The following is a 16,256-nucleotide window of genomic DNA, read 5'->3' on the forward strand; positions in this document are numbered from 1 at the left end:
CGGCGGACACCGGCGTCCCCCCCGGCGCACACCGCACCCGCCCACGCCCCCGGCCTCAGTGGCACAGCCGGGCCTCGTGCTCCGCGTGCCCGCCCGGCTCCAGCTGGAAGGTGCAGTGCTCCACGTCGAAGTGATCGCCCAGGCAGCCCTGCAGCTCGTGCAGCATCTTCTCGTGGCCGATCGTGCTCAGCGCCTCGCCGCTCACCACCACGTGCGCCGACAGGACCGGCATGCCCGACGTGATGGTCCACGCGTGCAGGTCGTGGACGTCCTCCACGCCGTCCAGCGCGAGTATGTGGGCGCGCACCTCGGCGATGTCCACGCCCTTGGGAGCCGCCTCCAGCAGCACGTCCAGCGTCTCCCGCAGCAGCCGCAGCGTGCGCGGCACGATCATCAGGCCGATCAGCAGGGAGGCGATCGGGTCGGCCGCCTGCCAGCCGGTGGCCAGGATCACCAGCGCCGAGACGATCACCGCCAGCGAGCCCAGCGCGTCCGCCGCCACCTCCAGGAAGGCACCGCGCACGTTCAGGCTGTCCTTCTGCCCCCGCATCAGCAGCGTCAGCGACACCATGTTCGCCACCAGGCCGATCACGCCGAAGACGACGGTCAGCCCGCCCGCGGTGCCGGCCGGTGTGATGAACCGCTCGATCGCCTCGTACAGGACGTACCCGCCGACCCCGAGCAGCAGCAGACAGTTCGCCAGGGCCGCGAGGATCTCCGCGCGGGCGTGGCCGAAGGTGCGCCGGTCGCTCGGCGGCCGGTTCGCGAAGTGGATCGCCAGCAGCGCCATGCCCAGCCCGAGCGCGTCCGTCGCCATGTGCGCCGCGTCGGCGACCAGCGCGAGGGAGTCGGCGAGCACACCGCCGACGATCTCGACGACCATGACGGTGAGCGTGATCGCCAGCGCACCCCGCAGCCTGCCGCGATACGCGGCCGTCGCCGTCCCGCCGGCGTGCGCGCCGTGCGCGTGTCCGTGATCGTGCCCTGCCCCCATGAAGGCCGCCTCCCTGTGTCTGCGGATCCCCAGTCAACTACGGGCGGGGGGTATGGGGCAACGCGGCACTGAACACCGTTGTCATGTGCCCTGACCTGCGGAAACGTTACGCAGGTCAGGGCGGTGCCCGGATGCCGGAGCGCCCCCGGCGCCCGCTCGCACGCGGCCCGGTCTGACCCTCCGCGCACGCCCCTCGACACTCCGCGATGCCCTTGATGTCCGTTTGGGGAGCGCGGTTTGTGGGGCGGGCCCCGGATCCCCGATGATGATCGCGGCTAAGGCGGGTGCAAGCGGCGTCGACCGACCGTGAAACGGGCGGTGAACACGGTGTTCCGGGCATCCGATAACCTCTGCCGACATGCCGCCCGGGTGCCCCAGGCACGGGCGCTCCACCATGCACAGGCCGGCGCGCTGGCGCCGGCACCAGGGAGTGAGTTCGGTTGTCGACCGCCATCCTCACCGGTCAGCCGGTCCCCGGTTCGTCCGTCGAGAGCGAGCTGCGGTCCCTCGGCTTCGACGTTCGGCTCGCCTCCGACGCGGCGGACGCCGAGACGCTGCTGGCCCAGGTACCGGGCGAGGAGCGGGTCGCCGTCGTCGACGCCCGCTTCGTGGGCCATCCGCACGCCCTGCGCCTCGGCCTCACCGACCCGCGCTTCCCGATCGCCGCGATCCCCGGCGCCGTGACCGCGCAGCCCGACGCCCGCCGGGCCCTCACCCGCGCGATGGCCCGGGAGAAGCTCCTCGGCCGGCGGCGCGGCGGACGGGGGAGCCCCCGCGCGGGCCGGGGCGGGCGTGGAGGTCGTCGACAGCCTCGCCGACCGGATCGTCTCCGCGCTCGACGCCGACGGCACCGACGTGCACCGGCCGGAGCTCGGCAGTCTCGTCGCCGTCGTCCCCACCGACCCGCAGGCCCGCAACGAGGCACGGCAGGCCGTGGCCTCCGTCGACGACGAGGCCGTACGCCTGAGGTCGGCGGTCAAGGCCCGTGACGGCTTCGTCACCACCTTCCTCATCAGCCCCTACTCCCGCTACATCGCCCGCTGGTGCGCGCGCCGCGGGCTGACCCCCAACCAGGTCACCACCGCCTCGCTGCTCACCGCGCTCATAGCGGCGGCCTGCGCGGCCACCGGCACCCGCGGCGGCTTCGTCGCCGCCGGCGTCCTGTTGATCGCCTCCTTCGTGCTCGACTGCACCGACGGACAGCTCGCCCGTTACTCCCTGCAGTACTCCACCCTCGGCGCCTGGCTGGACGCCACCTTCGACCGCGCCAAGGAGTACGCCTACTACGCGGGCCTCGCCCTCGGGGCCGCCCGCGGCGGCCATGACGACGTATGGGCCCTCGCGCTCGGCGCGATGGTCCTCCAGGCCTGCCGGCACGTCGTGGACTTCTCCTTCAACGAGGCCAACCACGACGCCACCGCCAACACCAGCCCCACCGCGGCCCTCTCCGACAAGCTCGACAGCGTCGGCTGGACGGTCTGGGTGCGCCGCATGATCGTCCTGCCCATCGGCGAACGCTGGCTCATGATCGCCGTCCTGACCGCGGCCACCACCCCCAGGATCACCTTCTACGCGCTGCTGATCGGCTGCGCGTTCGCCGCGACGTACACCACGGCGGGCCGTGTCCTGCGCTCGCTCACCCGTCGGGCCACCCGGACCGACCGGGCGGCGAAGGCGCTCGCGGACCTCGCCGACTCCGGCCCGCTCGCCGAGGCCGTCGCCGCCGGCCTGCGCGGGCCCGCCCGCCGGCTGCCCGGCTCCACCGCCCCGGCGGTCGCCCTCCTCGGCGGCCTCGCCGTCGTCGCGACGGCCGCGTTCACCGACTTCGGCGGCCCGTGGCCGGCCGTCGCCGCGGCCGTCTACGTGCTGACGTCCGCGCTCGCCGTCGCCCGCCCCCTCAAGGGCGCCCTCGACTGGCTGGTTCCGCCCTTCCTGCGCGCCGCCGAGTACGGCACCGTCCTGGTGCTGGCGGCGAAAGCGGACGTGAACGGGGCGCTTCCGGCGGCTTTCGGGCTGGTGGCCGCGGTCGCCTACCATCACTACGACACGGTCTACCGCATCCGCGGCAACGCGGGCGCGCCCCCGCACTGGCTGGTGCGGGCGATCGGGGGGCACGAGGGCCGCACGCTGCTGGTCACGGTGCTGGCCGTGCTGCTCACCGCCTCCGCTCTCAAGGTCGCGCTCACGGTCCTCGCCGTGGCCGTCGCCCTCGTGGTGCTCGTCGAGAGCATCCGTTTCTGGGTCGCCGCCCACAAGGTCGGCGCACCCGCCGTACACGACGAAGGAGAACCCGCATGATCGGCCTCGTGCTGGCGGCCGGCGCCGGACGCCGTCTGCGCCCCTACACCGACACCCTGCCCAAGGCACTGGTCCCGGTCGGCCCCGAGGGCGCGGAGGACGACATCACGGTGCTGGACCTGACCCTGGGCAACTTCGCCGAGGTCGGCCTCACCGAGGTCGGGGTGATCGTCGGGTACCGCAAGGAGGCCGTGTACGAGCGCAAGGAGGCGCTGGAGCAGAAGTACGGCGTCAAGCTCACCCTCATCGACAACGACAAGGCCGAGGAGTGGAACAACGCCTACTCCCTGTGGTGCGGCCGTGACGCCCTCAAGGACGGCGTGATCCTCGCCAACGGCGACACCGTGCACCCGGTCTCCGTCGAGAAGACCCTGCTCGCCGCCCGCGGCGACGGCAAGCGGATCATCCTGGCGCTGGACACCGTGAAGTCCCTCGCCGAGGAGGAGATGAAGGTCGTCGTCGACCCCGACAAGGGCGTCCAGCGCATCACCAAGCTGATGGATCCGGCCGAGGCGACCGGCGAGTACATCGGCGTCACCCTCATCGAGGGCGAGGCCGCCGCGGAGCTGGCCGACGCGCTGAGGACCACCTTCGAGCGCGACCCGCAGCTGTACTACGAGGACGGCTACCAGGAGCTGGTCAACCGCGGCTTCCGGATCGACGTGGAGCCCATCGGCGACGTCAAGTGGGTCGAGATCGACAACCACGACGACCTCGCCAAGGGACGGGAGATCGCGTGCCAGTACTGACGAGGCTCATCCCGTCGCCGGTCGTCGTGGACATCCGCCCGGGTGCCCTCGACGACCTGGGCTGTGTGCTCGCCGACGAGCGCATCTCCCACTCGGGCAAGCTCGCCGTCGCGGTCAGCGGCGGCTCCGGTGCCCGGCTGCGCGAACGCGTCGCCCCGTCGCTGCCCGGCGCCGACTGGTACGAGGTCGGCGGCGGCACCCTCGACGACGCCATCAAGCTGGCCGGCGCCATGAAGGGCGGCCACTACGACGCGGTCGTCGGCCTCGGCGGCGGCAAGATCATCGACTGCGCCAAGTTCGCCGCGGCGCGCGTCGGCCTGCCGCTGGTCGCCGTGCCGACCAACCTCGCGCACGACGGCCTGTGCTCCCCGGTCGCCACCCTCGACAACGACGCGGGCCGCGGCTCCTACGGCGTGCCCAACCCGATCGCGGTCGTCATCGACCTGGACGTCATCCGCGCGGCGCCGGTGCGGTACGTGCGCGCCGGCATCGGCGACGCCGTCTCCAACGTCTCCGCGATCGCGGACTGGGAGCTGGCCAACCGCGTCAAGGGCGAGCGCATCGACGGCCTCGCCGCCGCGATGGCCCGCCAGGCCGGCGAGGCCGTGCTGCGGCACCCGGGCGGCGTCGGCGACAACGAGTTCCTCCAGGTGCTGGCGGAGGCCCTCGTGCTCAGCGGCATCGCCATGTCGGTGTCCGGCGACTCGCGCCCGTCCTCCGGCGCCTGCCACGAGATCAACCACGCCTTCGACCTGCTCTTCCCGGAGCGCGCGGCGGCCCACGGCGAGCAGTGCGGCCTGGGCGCGGCGTTCGCGATGTACCTGCGCGGTGCCCACGAGGAGTCGGTGTACATGGCCGGCGTCCTGCGCCGGCACGGACTGCCGGTGCTGCCCCAGGAGATCGGTTTCACCCCGGACGAGTTCGTCCGGGCCGTGGAGTTCGCCCCCCAGACCCGGCCCGGCCGCTACACGATCCTCGAACACCTCGACCTCACGACCGACCAGATCAAGGACATGTACGCCGACTATGTCAAGGCCATCGGTAGCTGAACTACGCCCGGTCGTCCATCCCGCGGGGGTCAAGGACCGGCGCAGCGGTGAGCACTGGGCGGGACGCCTCTACATGCGCGAGGTCTCGCTGCGGATCGACCGCTACCTGGTGAATACCAGGATCACACCCAACCAGCTCACGTACCTGATGACCGTCTGCGGCGTCCTCGCCGCCCCGGCGCTGCTGGTGCCCGGCATCACGGGCGCCGTGCTCGGCGTGGTGGCGGTCCAGCTGTACCTGCTGCTGGACTGCGTCGACGGCGAGATCGCGCGCTGGAAGAAGCAGTACTCGCTCGGCGGCGTCTACCTGGACCGCGTCGGTGCCTACCTCACCGACGCCGCGGTCCTCGTCGGGCTCGGCCTGCGCGCCGCCGACCTCTGGGGCACCGGCCGGATCGACTGGCTGTGGGCCTTCCTCGGCACCCTGGCCGCCCTCGGCGCCGTCCTGATCAAGGCCGAGACCGACCTGGTCGGCGTCGCCCGGCACCAGGCCGGGATGCCGCCGGTCAAGGAGGCCGCCTCCGAGCCGCGCTCCTCCGGCATGGCCCTGGCCCGCCGGGCCGCCGGTGCGCTCAAGTTCCACCGGCTGATCCTCGGCATCGAGGCGTCCCTGCTGATCCTCGTCCTCGCCGTCGTGGACGCGAGCCGCGGCGACCTGTTCTTCACCCGCCTCGGCACCGCCGTCCTGGCCGGCATCGCCCTCCTGCAGACCCTGCTGCACCTGGTGTCCGTCCTCGCCTCCAGCAGGCTGCGATGAGCGGGGCCCCGAAGGTCGGCGCGGTCGTCATCACCATGGGCAACCGCCCCGGGGAACTGCGCGCCCTGCTCGACTCGGTCGCGGGACAGGACGGCGACCCGGTCGAGGTCGTCGTCGTCGGCAACGGCTCACCCGTCCCGGAGGTGCCCGCCGGCGTCCGCACCGTCGAGCTGCCCGAGAACCTGGGCATCCCCGGCGGCCGCAACGTCGGCATCGAGGCCTTCGGCCCCGGCGGCACCGACGTCGACATCCTGCTCTTCCTCGACGACGACGGCCTGCTCGCCCGGACCGACACCGCCGAGCTGTGCCGCAAGGCGTTCACGGACGACCCGGAACTCGGCATCATCAGCTTCCGCATCGCCGACCCGGACACCGGCGAGACCCAGCGCCGGCACGTGCCGCGCCTGCGCGCCTCCGACCCGATGCGCTCCTCCCGGGTGACCACCTTCCTCGGCGGCGCCAACGCCGTCCGTACCCGCGTCCTCGCGGAGGTCGGCAACCTGCCGGACGAGTTCTTCTACGCCCACGAGGAGACCGACCTGGCCTGGCGCGCCCTCGACGCCGGCTGGATGATCGACTACCGGTCCGACATGGTGCTGTACCACCCGACGACGGCGCCCTCGCGGCACGCGGTCTACCACCGCATGGTCGCCCGCAATCGCGTCTGGCTCGCCCGCCGCAACCTCCCCGCGCTCCTCGTGCCCGTCTACCTCGGGGTGTGGCTGCTGCTCACGCTGCTGCGCCGTCCCTCGCGCCCGGCCCTGAAGGCCTGGTTCGGCGGTTTCCGGGAGGGCTGGGGCACCTCGTGCGGTCCTCGCCGGCCCATGAAGTGGCGTACGGTGTGGCGGCTGACCCGGCTGGGCCGGCCTCCCGTGATCTGACAAGCTCGTATCCGAGAGAACTCCGGCCGTCCGAGGCCGGCCGGCTCATGCCGGGCCCGCAGGGGCCACGCATCGACGAAGACGAAAGTTTCCACTAGTGAGTGAGACAACGCACGACGGCACGGTCGCGATGACCAGGCCCGTGTCGCCCGACGACGGCCTCACGGCGGCACGGCTCGCCGCCAAGTACGGCCTGGCCGTGAGCGGCGCCCGGCCGTCCCTCGTCGAGTACGTCCGTCAGCTCTGGGGCCGGCGGCACTTCATCCTCGCCTTCTCGCAGGCGAAGCTGACCGCCCAGTACAGCCAGGCCAAGCTCGGCCAGGTGTGGCAGGTGGCCACCCCGCTGCTGAACGCGCTGGTCTACTACCTGATCTTCGGCCTGATCCTGGACGCGGGGAAGGGCATGCCGAAGGACGTGTACATCCCGTTCCTGGTGACGGGCATCTTCGTCTTCACCTTCACGCAGTCCTCGGCGATGGCCGGCGTCCGCGCGATCTCGGGCAACCTGGGCCTGGTGCGCGCCCTGCACTTCCCGCGCGCCTCACTGCCGGTCTCGTTCGCGCTCCAGCAGCTCCAGCAGCTGCTCTTCTCGATGATCGTGCTGTTCATCGTGGCCGCGGCCTTCGGCAGCTATCCCACGCTGTCCTGGGTGCTCATAGTCCCGGTGCTCGCCCTGCAGTTCCTCTTCAACGCCGGTGTCGCGCTGATCGTGGCGCGGATGGGGGCGAAGACGCCGGACCTGGCGCAGCTGATGCCGTTCCTCATGCGGACCTGGATGTACGCCTCCGGTGTCATGTTCTCCATCCCGGTCATGCTCAAGGACAAGCCGTCCTGGATCGCCGACGTGCTCCAGTGGAACCCGGCGGCCGTCTACATGGACCTGATGCGCTTCGCCCTGATCGACGGCTACGGATCCGGCAACCTCCCGCCGCACGTGTGGGCGGTGGCGGCCGGCTGGGCCGTCCTCGCCGTGGCCGGCGGCTTCGTGTACTTCTGGAAGGCGGAGGAGAGGTACGGCCGTGGCTGAGCAGCAGCAGGACGAGCGGGTGCCCACGGTCATCGCGGAGGACGTCCACATCGTCTACCGCGTCAACGGGGCCAGGACCGGCAAGGGCAGCGCCACCGCGGCCCTCAGCCGCATCGTGAGGCGAGGCTCCGGCCAGGCGGAGCGGGGCGTGCGCAAGGTGCACGCCGTGCGGGGCGTCTCCTTCGTCGCCTACCGGGGCGAGGCCATCGGCCTGATCGGCTCCAACGGCTCCGGCAAGTCGACGCTGCTGCGGGCCATCGCCGGCCTGCTGCCCGCCGAGAAGGGCAAGGTCTACACCGACGGCCAGCCCTCCCTGCTCGGGGTGAACGCGGCCCTGATGAACGACCTGACCGGCGAGCGCAACGTCATCCTGGGCGGTCTCGCCATGGGCATGAGCCGCGAGGAGATCAGGGCCCGCTACCAGGACATCGTCGACTTCTCCGGCATCAACGAGAAGGGCGACTTCATCACGCTGCCGATGCGCACCTACTCCTCCGGCATGGCCGCCCGGCTGCGCTTCTCCATCGCCGCCGCCAAGGACCACGACGTCCTCATGATCGACGAAGCCCTGGCCACCGGCGACCGCAAGTTCCAGACCCGCTCCGAGGAACGCATCCGCGAGCTGCGCAAGGAGGCCGGCACGGTCTTCCTGGTCAGCCACAACAACAAGTCCATCCGCGACACCTGCAACCGCGTCCTGTGGCTGGAACGCGGCGAACTGCGCATGGACGGGCCGACCGACGAGGTGCTCAGGGAGTACGAGAAGTTCACGGGCAAGTAGCCCGACACGCCCGGGGCCCCGCCGGAACTGTTCCGGCGGGGCCCCGCGTCTGCAAAGGAAGCGTCAACTCCTGTGCGGACAGGGAATCCTGGAGCCCGTCGGTGAGTTGTGGTGAGGCGGGGAAGACCCCGGCGGAGCTCGGTGAGTCGTACAACGTAAGCTGTACCGGTCCCGAAACGCGGCACATGGGGCCATAATGCCCGTCACCCTCGAGCGGGCCCGCCGCACGGGCGGCCGGGCGGCGTGTCCGAAATAGTGCGTATTGGGTCGGCAGTGTAGAACGGGAGATGTGACGGCAATGGCTACGGAAACTCCCCTGCTCCGCGGAGCGTGCGCCGTCCCCGTCCCGGGCAGCCGGCGATGACGGTGACCGCCACGGCGCACGCCGTGGACCCGGAACGCGCCACGCTCGACAAGGCCGCGGGCGAGAACTTCCCCGTGGCCCCCTTCTTCCTGCCCCGCGACTGGCGCACCGACCTCATGGCCGTCTACGGCTTCGCCCGCCTGGTCGACGACATCGGCGACGGCGACTTGGCCCCCGGCGGTGCCGACGCCCGCCTGCTCGGCGTCCCCGACGACGGCGCCGGCGACCGGCTGCTGATGCTGGACGCCTTCGAGGCCGACCTGCGCCGGGTCTTCGACGGCACGCCCCGCCACCCCCTGCTGCGGCGCCTGCAGCCCACCGTGCGCCGCCGCTCGCTCACCCCCGAGCCCTTCCTCGGTCTGATCGCCGCCAACCGCCAGGACCAGCTGGTCGGCCGGTACGAGACCTACGACGACCTCCTCGCCTACTGCGAGCTGTCCGCCAACCCGGTCGGCCGTCTCGTCCTCGCCGTCACCGGCACCTCCACACCCGAGCGGATCCGCCACTCCGACCGGATCTGCACGGCCCTGCAGATCGTCGAGCACCTCCAGGACGTCGCCGAGGACCTGACCCGGGACCGCGTCTACGTGCCCGCCGAGGACATGAAGCGCTTCCACGTCCAGGAGGCGGACCTCGCCGCACCCACCGCGGGCGCGTCGGTGCGCGCCCTGATCGCCTTCGAGGCCGGCCGGGCCCGCGATCTGCTGGACGAGGGTTCCCCCCTGGTGGGCAGCGTCCACGGAAGGCTGAGGCTGCTGCTCGCGGGATTCGTGGCCGGGGGGAGGGCGGCCGTCGGGGCGATCGCCGCCGCCGGTCACGACGTACTTCCCGGCCCGCCCAAGCCCGGTAAGGTCCGGTTGCTGCGCGAGGTGGGCTCGACCCTGCGAGGAAAGGGGTGATCCGGACCGTGGAGTCGTCAGCACACGTGTCCGCTCCGGTACTCGCCGCGTACAGCTACTGCGAGACCGTCACCGGACAGCAGGCCCGGAACTTCGCCTACGGCATCCGGCTCCTGCCGACGCCCAAGCGCCGGGCGATGTCGGCGCTGTACGCCTTCTCGCGCCGCGTCGACGACATCGGCGACGGCGATCTGCCGGCCGACGTCAAGGCCGTCCGGCTGGAGGAGACCCGGGCGCTGCTCGGCCGCGTGCAGGAGGGCGCGGTCGGCGAGGACGACACCGACCCCGTGGCCGTGGCCCTGGCCCACGCCGCGCGGCGGTTCCCGATCCCGCTGGGCGGACTGGACGAACTGATCGACGGCGTCCAGATGGACCTCCGGGGCGAGACCTACGAGACCTGGGACGATCTGAAGGTCTACTGCCGCTGCGTCGCCGGTGCCATCGGACGCCTCTCGCTCGGCGTCTTCGGCACCGGACCGGGGGCGCGCGGCGCCGAGCGCGCGCCCGAGTACGCCGACACGCTCGGGCTCGCGCTCCAGCTGACCAACATCCTCCGGGACGTCCGCGAGGACGCGGAGGACGGCCGCACCTACCTGCCCGCCGACGACCTCGCCAAGTTCGGCTGCTCGGCCGGGTTCGACGGGCCGACGCCACCGGAGGGCTCCGACTTCGCCGGCCTCGTGCACTTCGAGGTGCGCCGGGCCCGCGCCCTCTTCGCCGAGGGCTACCGGCTGCTCCCGATGCTCGACCGGCGCAGCGGTGCCTGCGTCGCCGCCATGGCCGGCATCTACCGCCGCCTCCTCGACCGCATCGAGCGCGACCCGGAGGCCGTGCTGCGCGGCAGGGTCTCGCTGCCCGGGCGGGAGAAGGCGTACGTCGCCGTGCGCGGGCTGTCCGGGCTGGACACCCGGCACGTGGCCCGGCGGGCCGTCAGGAGGCGCCCGTGAGGGGCGCACCGGCGCACGGCGGGACTCCTGACACCCGGCGGCGGGCAACCCTCGGGTGGCGGACGGCGTCCCTGACTGAGACGGTCGGCCGTACCGCGTTCACACACCACGGCGACCGGGCAGGAAAGGTGCACGATGACCCACGGCAACGGCATGCGTGACGACGGGACCCTCGGGGACGTCTCCGCCGTCCCGGCCGGCAGACACGCCGTCGTGGTCGGCGGCGGACTCGCCGGTGTCACCGCCGCGCTCGCCCTCGCCGATGCCGGGGTCCGCGTCACCCTTCTGGAGGGACGGCCGCGTCTGGGCGGGCTCGCCTTCTCCTTCCGGCGCGGCGAGCTGACCGTCGACAACGGGCAGCACGTCTACCTGCGCTGCTGCACCGCCTACCGCTGGTTCCTCGACCGCGTCGGCGGGACGGCGCTCGCGCCGGTGCAGGAACGTCTCGACGTGCCCGTCATCGACCTGGCCAAGCCCGAGGGACGGCGCCTCGGCCGGCTGCGCCGCGACGCGCTGCCCGTGCCCCTGCACCTGGGGCGCAGCCTCGCCGCGTACCCGCACCTCTCGCTGGCCGACCGCGCCCGCGTCGGGCGGGCCGCCCTCGCGCTCAAGGGCCTCGACCCCGCCGATCCGGCGCTGGACGGCCAGGACTTCGGCAGCTGGTTGACCGCGCACGGTCAGTCCGCGCGTGCCGTCGAGGCCCTGTGGGACCTGGTCGGTGTCGCCACCCTCAACGCGGCCGCCGGAGACGCCTCGCTCGGGCTCGCCGCGATGGTGTTCAGGACCGGCCTGCTGTCCGACCCGGGCGCGGCCGACATCGGCTGGGCCCGCGTCCCCCTGGGCGAACTGCACGACGGGCTGGCCCGCAGGGCGCTCGACTCCGCGGGCGTCCGTACCGAGGTCCGTACACGCGTCACCTCCGTCCACAGGAACGGAAACGGGGAGTGGAGCGTTCAGGTCCCCGGCGAAACGCTCGCGGCGGACGCCGTCGTCCTCGCCGTACCGCAGCGCGAGGCGCACGGACTGCTGCCCCCGGGCGCGCTCGACGCCCCCGGCAACCTGCTGGAGATCGGCACCGCACCGATCCTCAACATCCATGTGCTCTACGACCGGCAGGTCCTCGCGGCGCCCTTCCTCACGGCCCTCGGCACCCCCGTGCAGTGGGTCTTCGACCGCACCGCGGCCTCCGGCCTGAAGGACGGTCAGTACCTGGCGCTGTCCCAGTCGACCGCGCAGGACGAGATCGACACGCCCGTGGCCACGCTGCGCGAGCGCTACCTGCCCGAACTCGAACGGCTGCTGCCGCGCGCCCGGGGCGCCGAGGTGAGGGACTTCTTCGTCACCCGGGAGCGCACCGCGACCTTCGCGCCGGCCCCCGGTGTCGGCCGGCTCAGGCCCGGCGCCCGCACCAAGGCACCCGGCCTGTACCTGGCCGGGGCGTGGACCGCCACCGGGTGGCCCGCGACCATGGAGAGTGCCGTCCGCAGCGGTGTCGGGGCGGCGGGAGCCGCGCTCGCCGCCCTGGGACGGTCCCGCGACCGACTCCCCGACTTCGAGGAGGCGGCATGAGAACCGATCCGCGTGGGACCGACTCCCGCACTCCCGGTACCGCAACTGGAGGAGAGACTGTGTCCACTGTGCCCCCGGCCCCGAAGGCCGATCGACGGACCACGGTGGACGTGGCCTCGCTCCTGGAGCGCGGCCGGGATCTGGCCACGCCGGTGCTGCGAGCGGCCGTCGAGAGCCTGGCACCCCCCATGGACACCGTCGCCGCCTACCACTTCGGCTGGATCGACGCCCAGGGCAACCCCGCGGACGGCGACGGCGGCAAGGCCGTCCGGCCCGCGCTCGCGCTGCTCTCCGCCGAGGTCACCGGCGCCGCGCCCGAGGTCGGGGTGCCCGGCGCGGTCGCCGTGGAGCTGGTGCACAACTTCTCCCTCCTGCACGACGACCTGATGGACGGCGACGAGCAGCGCCGCCACCGGGACACCGTCTGGAAGGTGCACGGCCCCGCCCAGGCCATCCTGGTCGGCGACGCCCTGTTCGCCCTGGCCAACGAGGTGCTGCTGGAACTCGGCACCGTCGACGCGGGCCGCGCCACCCGCCGGCTGACCCGAGCGTCCCGCGCCCTGATCGACGGTCAGGCGCAGGACATTTCCTACGAGCACCGCGACCGGGTCAGCGTCGAGGAGTGCCTGGAGATGGAGGGCAACAAGACCGGCGCCCTGCTCGCCTGCGCCAGCTCCATCGGCGCGGTGCTCGGCGGCGCCGACGAGCGCACCGCCGACACCCTGGAGCGGTACGGCTACCACCTGGGCCTCGCCTTCCAGGCCGTCGACGACCTCCTCGGCATCTGGGGCGACCCGGACGCCACCGGCAAGCAGACCTGGAGCGACCTGCGCCAGCGCAAGAAGTCCCTGCCGGTCGTGGCCGCCCTGGCCGCGGGCGGCCCCGCCTCCGAACGGCTCGGGGAGATCCTCGCCGCCGACGCCAGGAGCAGCGACTTCGCGAACTTCTCCGAGGAGGAGTTCGCGGCCCGCGCCGCCCTCATCGAGGAGGCGGGCGGACGCGAGTGGACCGCCGACGAGGCGCGCCGCCAGCACACCATCGCCATCGAAGCCCTCGACGCCGTCGACATGCCCGACCGGGTACGGGACCGGTTCACGGCGCTCGCCGACTTCGTCATCGTACGAAAGAGATGATCACTATCGGTCGAATAGCCCTCGCGTAGTCGCCGGCCGGTGTCGCGGGAAGCGGAGCACCGGCCGACGGCGGACCCACAGCAGAAGCACCACCTGCACACTGCACGAAGGGGAAGCCATGACAGCGACGACCGACGGAAGCACCGGGGCGACCCTCCCGTCCCGCGCAGCCGCGGCCAGCGAAACAGCCGACATCACGAGCCCCGCCGCGGCGGCCGGGGTACACGAAGCCGCCGTCCGCGCGACCCAGCGCGCCACCGACTTCCTGCTTTCCCGGCAGGACGCCGAGGGCTGGTGGAAGGGCGACCTCGAGACCAACGTCACGATGGACGCCGAGGACCTGCTTTTGCGTCAGTTCCTCGGCATCCGGGACGCGGAGACCACCCGCGCCGCAGCCCTCTTCATCCGCGGCGAGCAGCGCGAGGACGGCACCTGGGCCACCTTCCACGGCGGCCCCGGAGACCTGTCCGCCACCGTCGAGGCCTACGTCGCCCTCCGCCTGGCAGGCGACGCGCCCGACGCCCCGCACATGGCGAAGGCCGCGGAATGGGTCCGGGCCCGGGGCGGCATCGCCGCCTCCCGCGTCTTCACCCGGATCTGGCTGGCCCTGTTCGGCTGGTGGAAGTGGGACGACCTGCCCGAACTCCCGCCGGAGCTGATCTACTTCCCGACCTGGGTGCCGCTGAACATCTACGACTTCGGCTGCTGGGCCCGGCAGACCATCGTGCCGCTGACCGTCGTCTCGGCGAAGCGGCCGGTGCGCCCGGCGCCGTTCCCGCTCGACGAACTGCACACCGACCCGGCCCGGCCCAACCCGCCCCGCCCCCTGGCACCGGCGGCGAGCTGGGACGGCCTCTTCCAGCGCCTCGACAAGGCGCTGCACGTCTACCGCAGGGTGGCGCCGAAACGCCTGCGCCGGGCCGCGATGAACACCGCCGCCCGCTGGATCGTCGAACGGCAGGAGAACGACGGCTGCTGGGGCGGCATCCAGCCCCCGGCCGTGTACTCCGTCATCGCCCTCCACCTCCTCGGCTACGACCTCGGGCACCCCGTCATGCGGGCCGGCCTGGAGTCCCTGGACCGCTTCGCCGTGTGGCGCGAGGACGGGGCCAGGATGATCGAGGCCTGCCAGTCCCCGGTGTGGGACACCTGTCTGGCGACCATCGCGCTCGCCGACGCCGGGGTGCCCGCGGACCACCCGCAGCTGGTGAAGGCCGCGGACTGGATGCTCGGCGAGCAGGTCGTGCGTCCCGGCGACTGGTCGGTGAAGCGTCCCGGTCTTCCGCCCGGCGGCTGGGCCTTCGAGTTCCACAACGACAACTACCCCGACATCGACGACACCGCCGAGGTCGTCCTCGCCCTGCGCCGCGTCCGGCACCACGACGCCGAGCGCACGGAGAAGGCCATCGCGCGCGGGGTGCGCTGGAACCTCGGCATGCAGTCGAAGAACGGCGCCTGGGGCGCCTTCGACGTCGACAACACCAGCGCCTTCCCCAACCGCCTGCCGTTCTGCGACTTCGGCGAGGTGATCGACCCGCCGTCCGCGGACGTCACCGCGCACGTCGTGGAGATGCTCGCGGTCGAGGGCCTCGCCCACGACCAGCGCACCCGGCGCGGCATCGAGTGGCTGCTCGCCGAGCAGGAGGCGGACGGCTCCTGGTTCGGCCGCTGGGGCGTCAACTACGTCTACGGCACCGGCTCCGTCGTCCCCGCCCTGACCGCCGCGGGCATCCCCGCCTCGCACCCGGCCGTCCGCCGCGCGGTGACCTGGCTGGAGTCCGTCCAGAACGACGACGGCGGCTGGGGCGAGGACCTGCGCTCCTACCGCCACGTCAGGGAGTGGAGCGGCAGGGGCGCCTCCACCGCCTCCCAGACGGCCTGGGCGCTGATGGCCCTGCTGGCGGCGGGCGAGCGGGACTCCAAGGCCGTCGAGCGCGGCATCGGGTGGCTCGCCGCCACCCAGCGGGAGGACGGATCCTGGGACGAGCCGTACTTCACCGGCACCGGCTTCCCCTGGGACTTCTCCATCAACTACCACCTGTACCGGCAGGTGTTCCCGCTCACCGCGCTCGGCCGGTACGTCCACGGCGAGCCCTTCGCCAAGGCGCCCCGCACGGTCCAGGCGTTCGCCGAGTCGCTGTCCGAGGCGAAGGGGAGCTGATGAGCGCCCAGCCCGGACCGGCCCCGCTGCTGATCGCCTGCGCGCTCGGCATCGAGCACCTCGCCCTGCGCGCCGGCGACCGCGGCGGGGCAGGGGGGCCGGTCACGGTCCTGCGCACCGGCATGGGACCGAAGGCGGCCGAACGCTCCGTCGTCCGGGTCCTGGCCGGCCCGGGGTTCGGCGACGCCGCCGTGCTGGCCACGGGCTTCTGCGCGGGACTCGCCCCCGGGATGCACCCCGGCGACCTGGTCGTCGCCGAGGAGACCCGGGACCCGCGGGGCACGGTCGGGTGCGCCGGCACCGACCGGCTCGTCAAGGAACTGGTGCGCGCCGTGCCCGGGCGCACCGTACACACCGGGCCGCTGACCGGCTCGGACCACGTCGTGCGCGGTCCCGAGCGCGCCGACCTGCTCGCGACCGGCGCGATCGCCGTCGACATGGAGTCCGCCGCCACGCTCCTGAGCGCCGTCCGCGCGGGCCCGCGCCCCGTTGCGGCCGTCCGGGTGGTCGTGGACGCTCCCGAACACGAACTCGTCCGGATCGGCACCGTGCGCGGTGGAATATCGGCTTTCCGCGTCCTTCGGTCCGTACTTCCCGCGTTTTTCGAATGGCACCGTTCTTTGCCGCTCCCCAGGAGGTGAGCCCAG

The 16,256-nt window shown here is 72.7% G+C and carries 14 protein-coding genes and 1 pseudogene; 14 read left to right on the forward strand and 1 reads right to left on the reverse strand.

The features are described 5' to 3' along the window. Nucleotides 1-55 precede the first annotated feature (55 nt). On the reverse strand, nucleotides 56-994 hold the full coding sequence (locus tag AC0VYN_RS12530) for a cation diffusion facilitator family transporter (RefSeq protein ID WP_475536044.1): 939 nt from the start codon (nucleotides 992-994) through the stop codon (nucleotides 56-58). Nucleotides 995-1,434: 440 nt separating this feature from the next. Here AC0VYN_RS12530 and AC0VYN_RS12535 point away from each other — a divergent pair. The 14 genes and pseudogenes from AC0VYN_RS12535 to AC0VYN_RS12600 all read left to right on the forward strand — a co-directional run bounded on the left by AC0VYN_RS12535 (nucleotide 1,435) and on the right by AC0VYN_RS12600 (nucleotide 16,250). Next, a pseudogene (locus AC0VYN_RS12535) lies at nucleotides 1,435-3,292 on the forward strand (DUF5941 domain-containing protein). After that, nucleotides 3,289-4,041 carry a phosphocholine cytidylyltransferase family protein gene (locus AC0VYN_RS12540; protein ID WP_451691387.1) on the forward strand — a complete coding sequence of 251 codons (753 nt, stop codon included), beginning with the start codon at nucleotides 3,289-3,291 and terminating at the stop codon, nucleotides 4,039-4,041. Before AC0VYN_RS12535 ends, AC0VYN_RS12540 begins: the two are co-directional and overlap by 4 nt. Then, complete coding sequence (locus tag AC0VYN_RS12545) at nucleotides 4,029-5,090, forward strand: iron-containing alcohol dehydrogenase family protein (RefSeq protein ID WP_475536045.1); 1,062 nt, start codon at nucleotides 4,029-4,031, stop codon at nucleotides 5,088-5,090. Before AC0VYN_RS12540 ends, AC0VYN_RS12545 begins: the two co-directional genes overlap by 13 nt. After that, complete coding sequence (locus AC0VYN_RS12550) at nucleotides 5,068-5,847, forward strand: CDP-alcohol phosphatidyltransferase family protein (RefSeq protein ID WP_475536046.1); 780 nt, start codon at nucleotides 5,068-5,070, stop codon at nucleotides 5,845-5,847. The genes AC0VYN_RS12545 and AC0VYN_RS12550 overlap by 23 nt, the downstream gene beginning before the upstream one ends. Continuing rightward, a complete protein-coding gene (locus AC0VYN_RS12555; RefSeq protein WP_386921238.1) occupies nucleotides 5,844-6,728 on the forward strand; it encodes a glycosyltransferase family 2 protein in 885 nt (294 codons plus the stop codon). Before AC0VYN_RS12550 ends, AC0VYN_RS12555 begins: the two co-directional genes overlap by 4 nt. Nucleotides 6,729-6,825: 97 nt before the next feature. Next, nucleotides 6,826-7,755: an ABC transporter permease gene (locus AC0VYN_RS12560; RefSeq protein WP_475536047.1), complete on the forward strand. Its 930-nt coding sequence runs from the start codon at nucleotides 6,826-6,828 to the stop codon at nucleotides 7,753-7,755. Continuing rightward, nucleotides 7,748-8,536, forward strand: coding sequence for an ABC transporter ATP-binding protein (locus AC0VYN_RS12565; RefSeq protein WP_475536048.1), 789 nt, complete (start codon nucleotides 7,748-7,750; stop codon nucleotides 8,534-8,536). Before AC0VYN_RS12560 ends, AC0VYN_RS12565 begins: the two co-directional genes overlap by 8 nt. Before the next feature lie 360 nt (nucleotides 8,537-8,896). Continuing rightward, nucleotides 8,897-9,799 carry a squalene synthase HpnC gene (hpnC, locus tag AC0VYN_RS12570; RefSeq protein ID WP_385467386.1) on the forward strand — a complete coding sequence of 301 codons (903 nt, stop codon included), beginning with the start codon at nucleotides 8,897-8,899 and terminating at the stop codon, nucleotides 9,797-9,799. Then, nucleotides 9,796-10,746, forward strand: coding sequence for a presqualene diphosphate synthase HpnD (gene hpnD, locus AC0VYN_RS12575; RefSeq protein ID WP_475536049.1), 951 nt, complete (start codon nucleotides 9,796-9,798; stop codon nucleotides 10,744-10,746). Before hpnC ends, hpnD begins: the two co-directional genes overlap by 4 nt. Next, on the forward strand, nucleotides 10,743-10,907 hold the full coding sequence (locus tag AC0VYN_RS12580) for a DUF6380 family protein (RefSeq protein ID WP_475536050.1): 165 nt from the start codon (nucleotides 10,743-10,745) through the stop codon (nucleotides 10,905-10,907). The genes hpnD and AC0VYN_RS12580 overlap by 4 nt, the downstream gene beginning before the upstream one ends. Further along, entirely contained in the window at nucleotides 10,882-12,315 is a 1,434-nt protein-coding gene (gene hpnE / locus AC0VYN_RS12585; protein ID WP_475536051.1) for a hydroxysqualene dehydroxylase HpnE, read from the forward strand. The genes AC0VYN_RS12580 and hpnE overlap by 26 nt, the downstream gene beginning before the upstream one ends. 68 nt (nucleotides 12,316-12,383) lie before the next feature. Then, entirely contained in the window at nucleotides 12,384-13,448 is a 1,065-nt protein-coding gene (locus tag AC0VYN_RS12590) for a polyprenyl synthetase family protein (RefSeq protein ID WP_475536868.1), read from the forward strand. Between the two features lie 118 nt (nucleotides 13,449-13,566). After that, nucleotides 13,567-15,609 carry a squalene--hopene cyclase gene (gene shc / locus AC0VYN_RS12595; RefSeq protein WP_475536052.1) on the forward strand — a complete coding sequence of 681 codons (2,043 nt, stop codon included), beginning with the start codon at nucleotides 13,567-13,569 and terminating at the stop codon, nucleotides 15,607-15,609. Continuing rightward, nucleotides 15,609-16,250: a phosphorylase family protein gene (locus tag AC0VYN_RS12600; RefSeq protein ID WP_475536053.1), complete on the forward strand. Its 642-nt coding sequence runs from the start codon at nucleotides 15,609-15,611 to the stop codon at nucleotides 16,248-16,250. Before shc ends, AC0VYN_RS12600 begins: the two co-directional genes overlap by 1 nt. Nucleotides 16,251-16,256 lie beyond the last annotated feature (6 nt).

This window comes from Streptomyces sp. 63XJN7_1_ISO-PGPR-S23-121 (genome assembly GCF_056173025.1).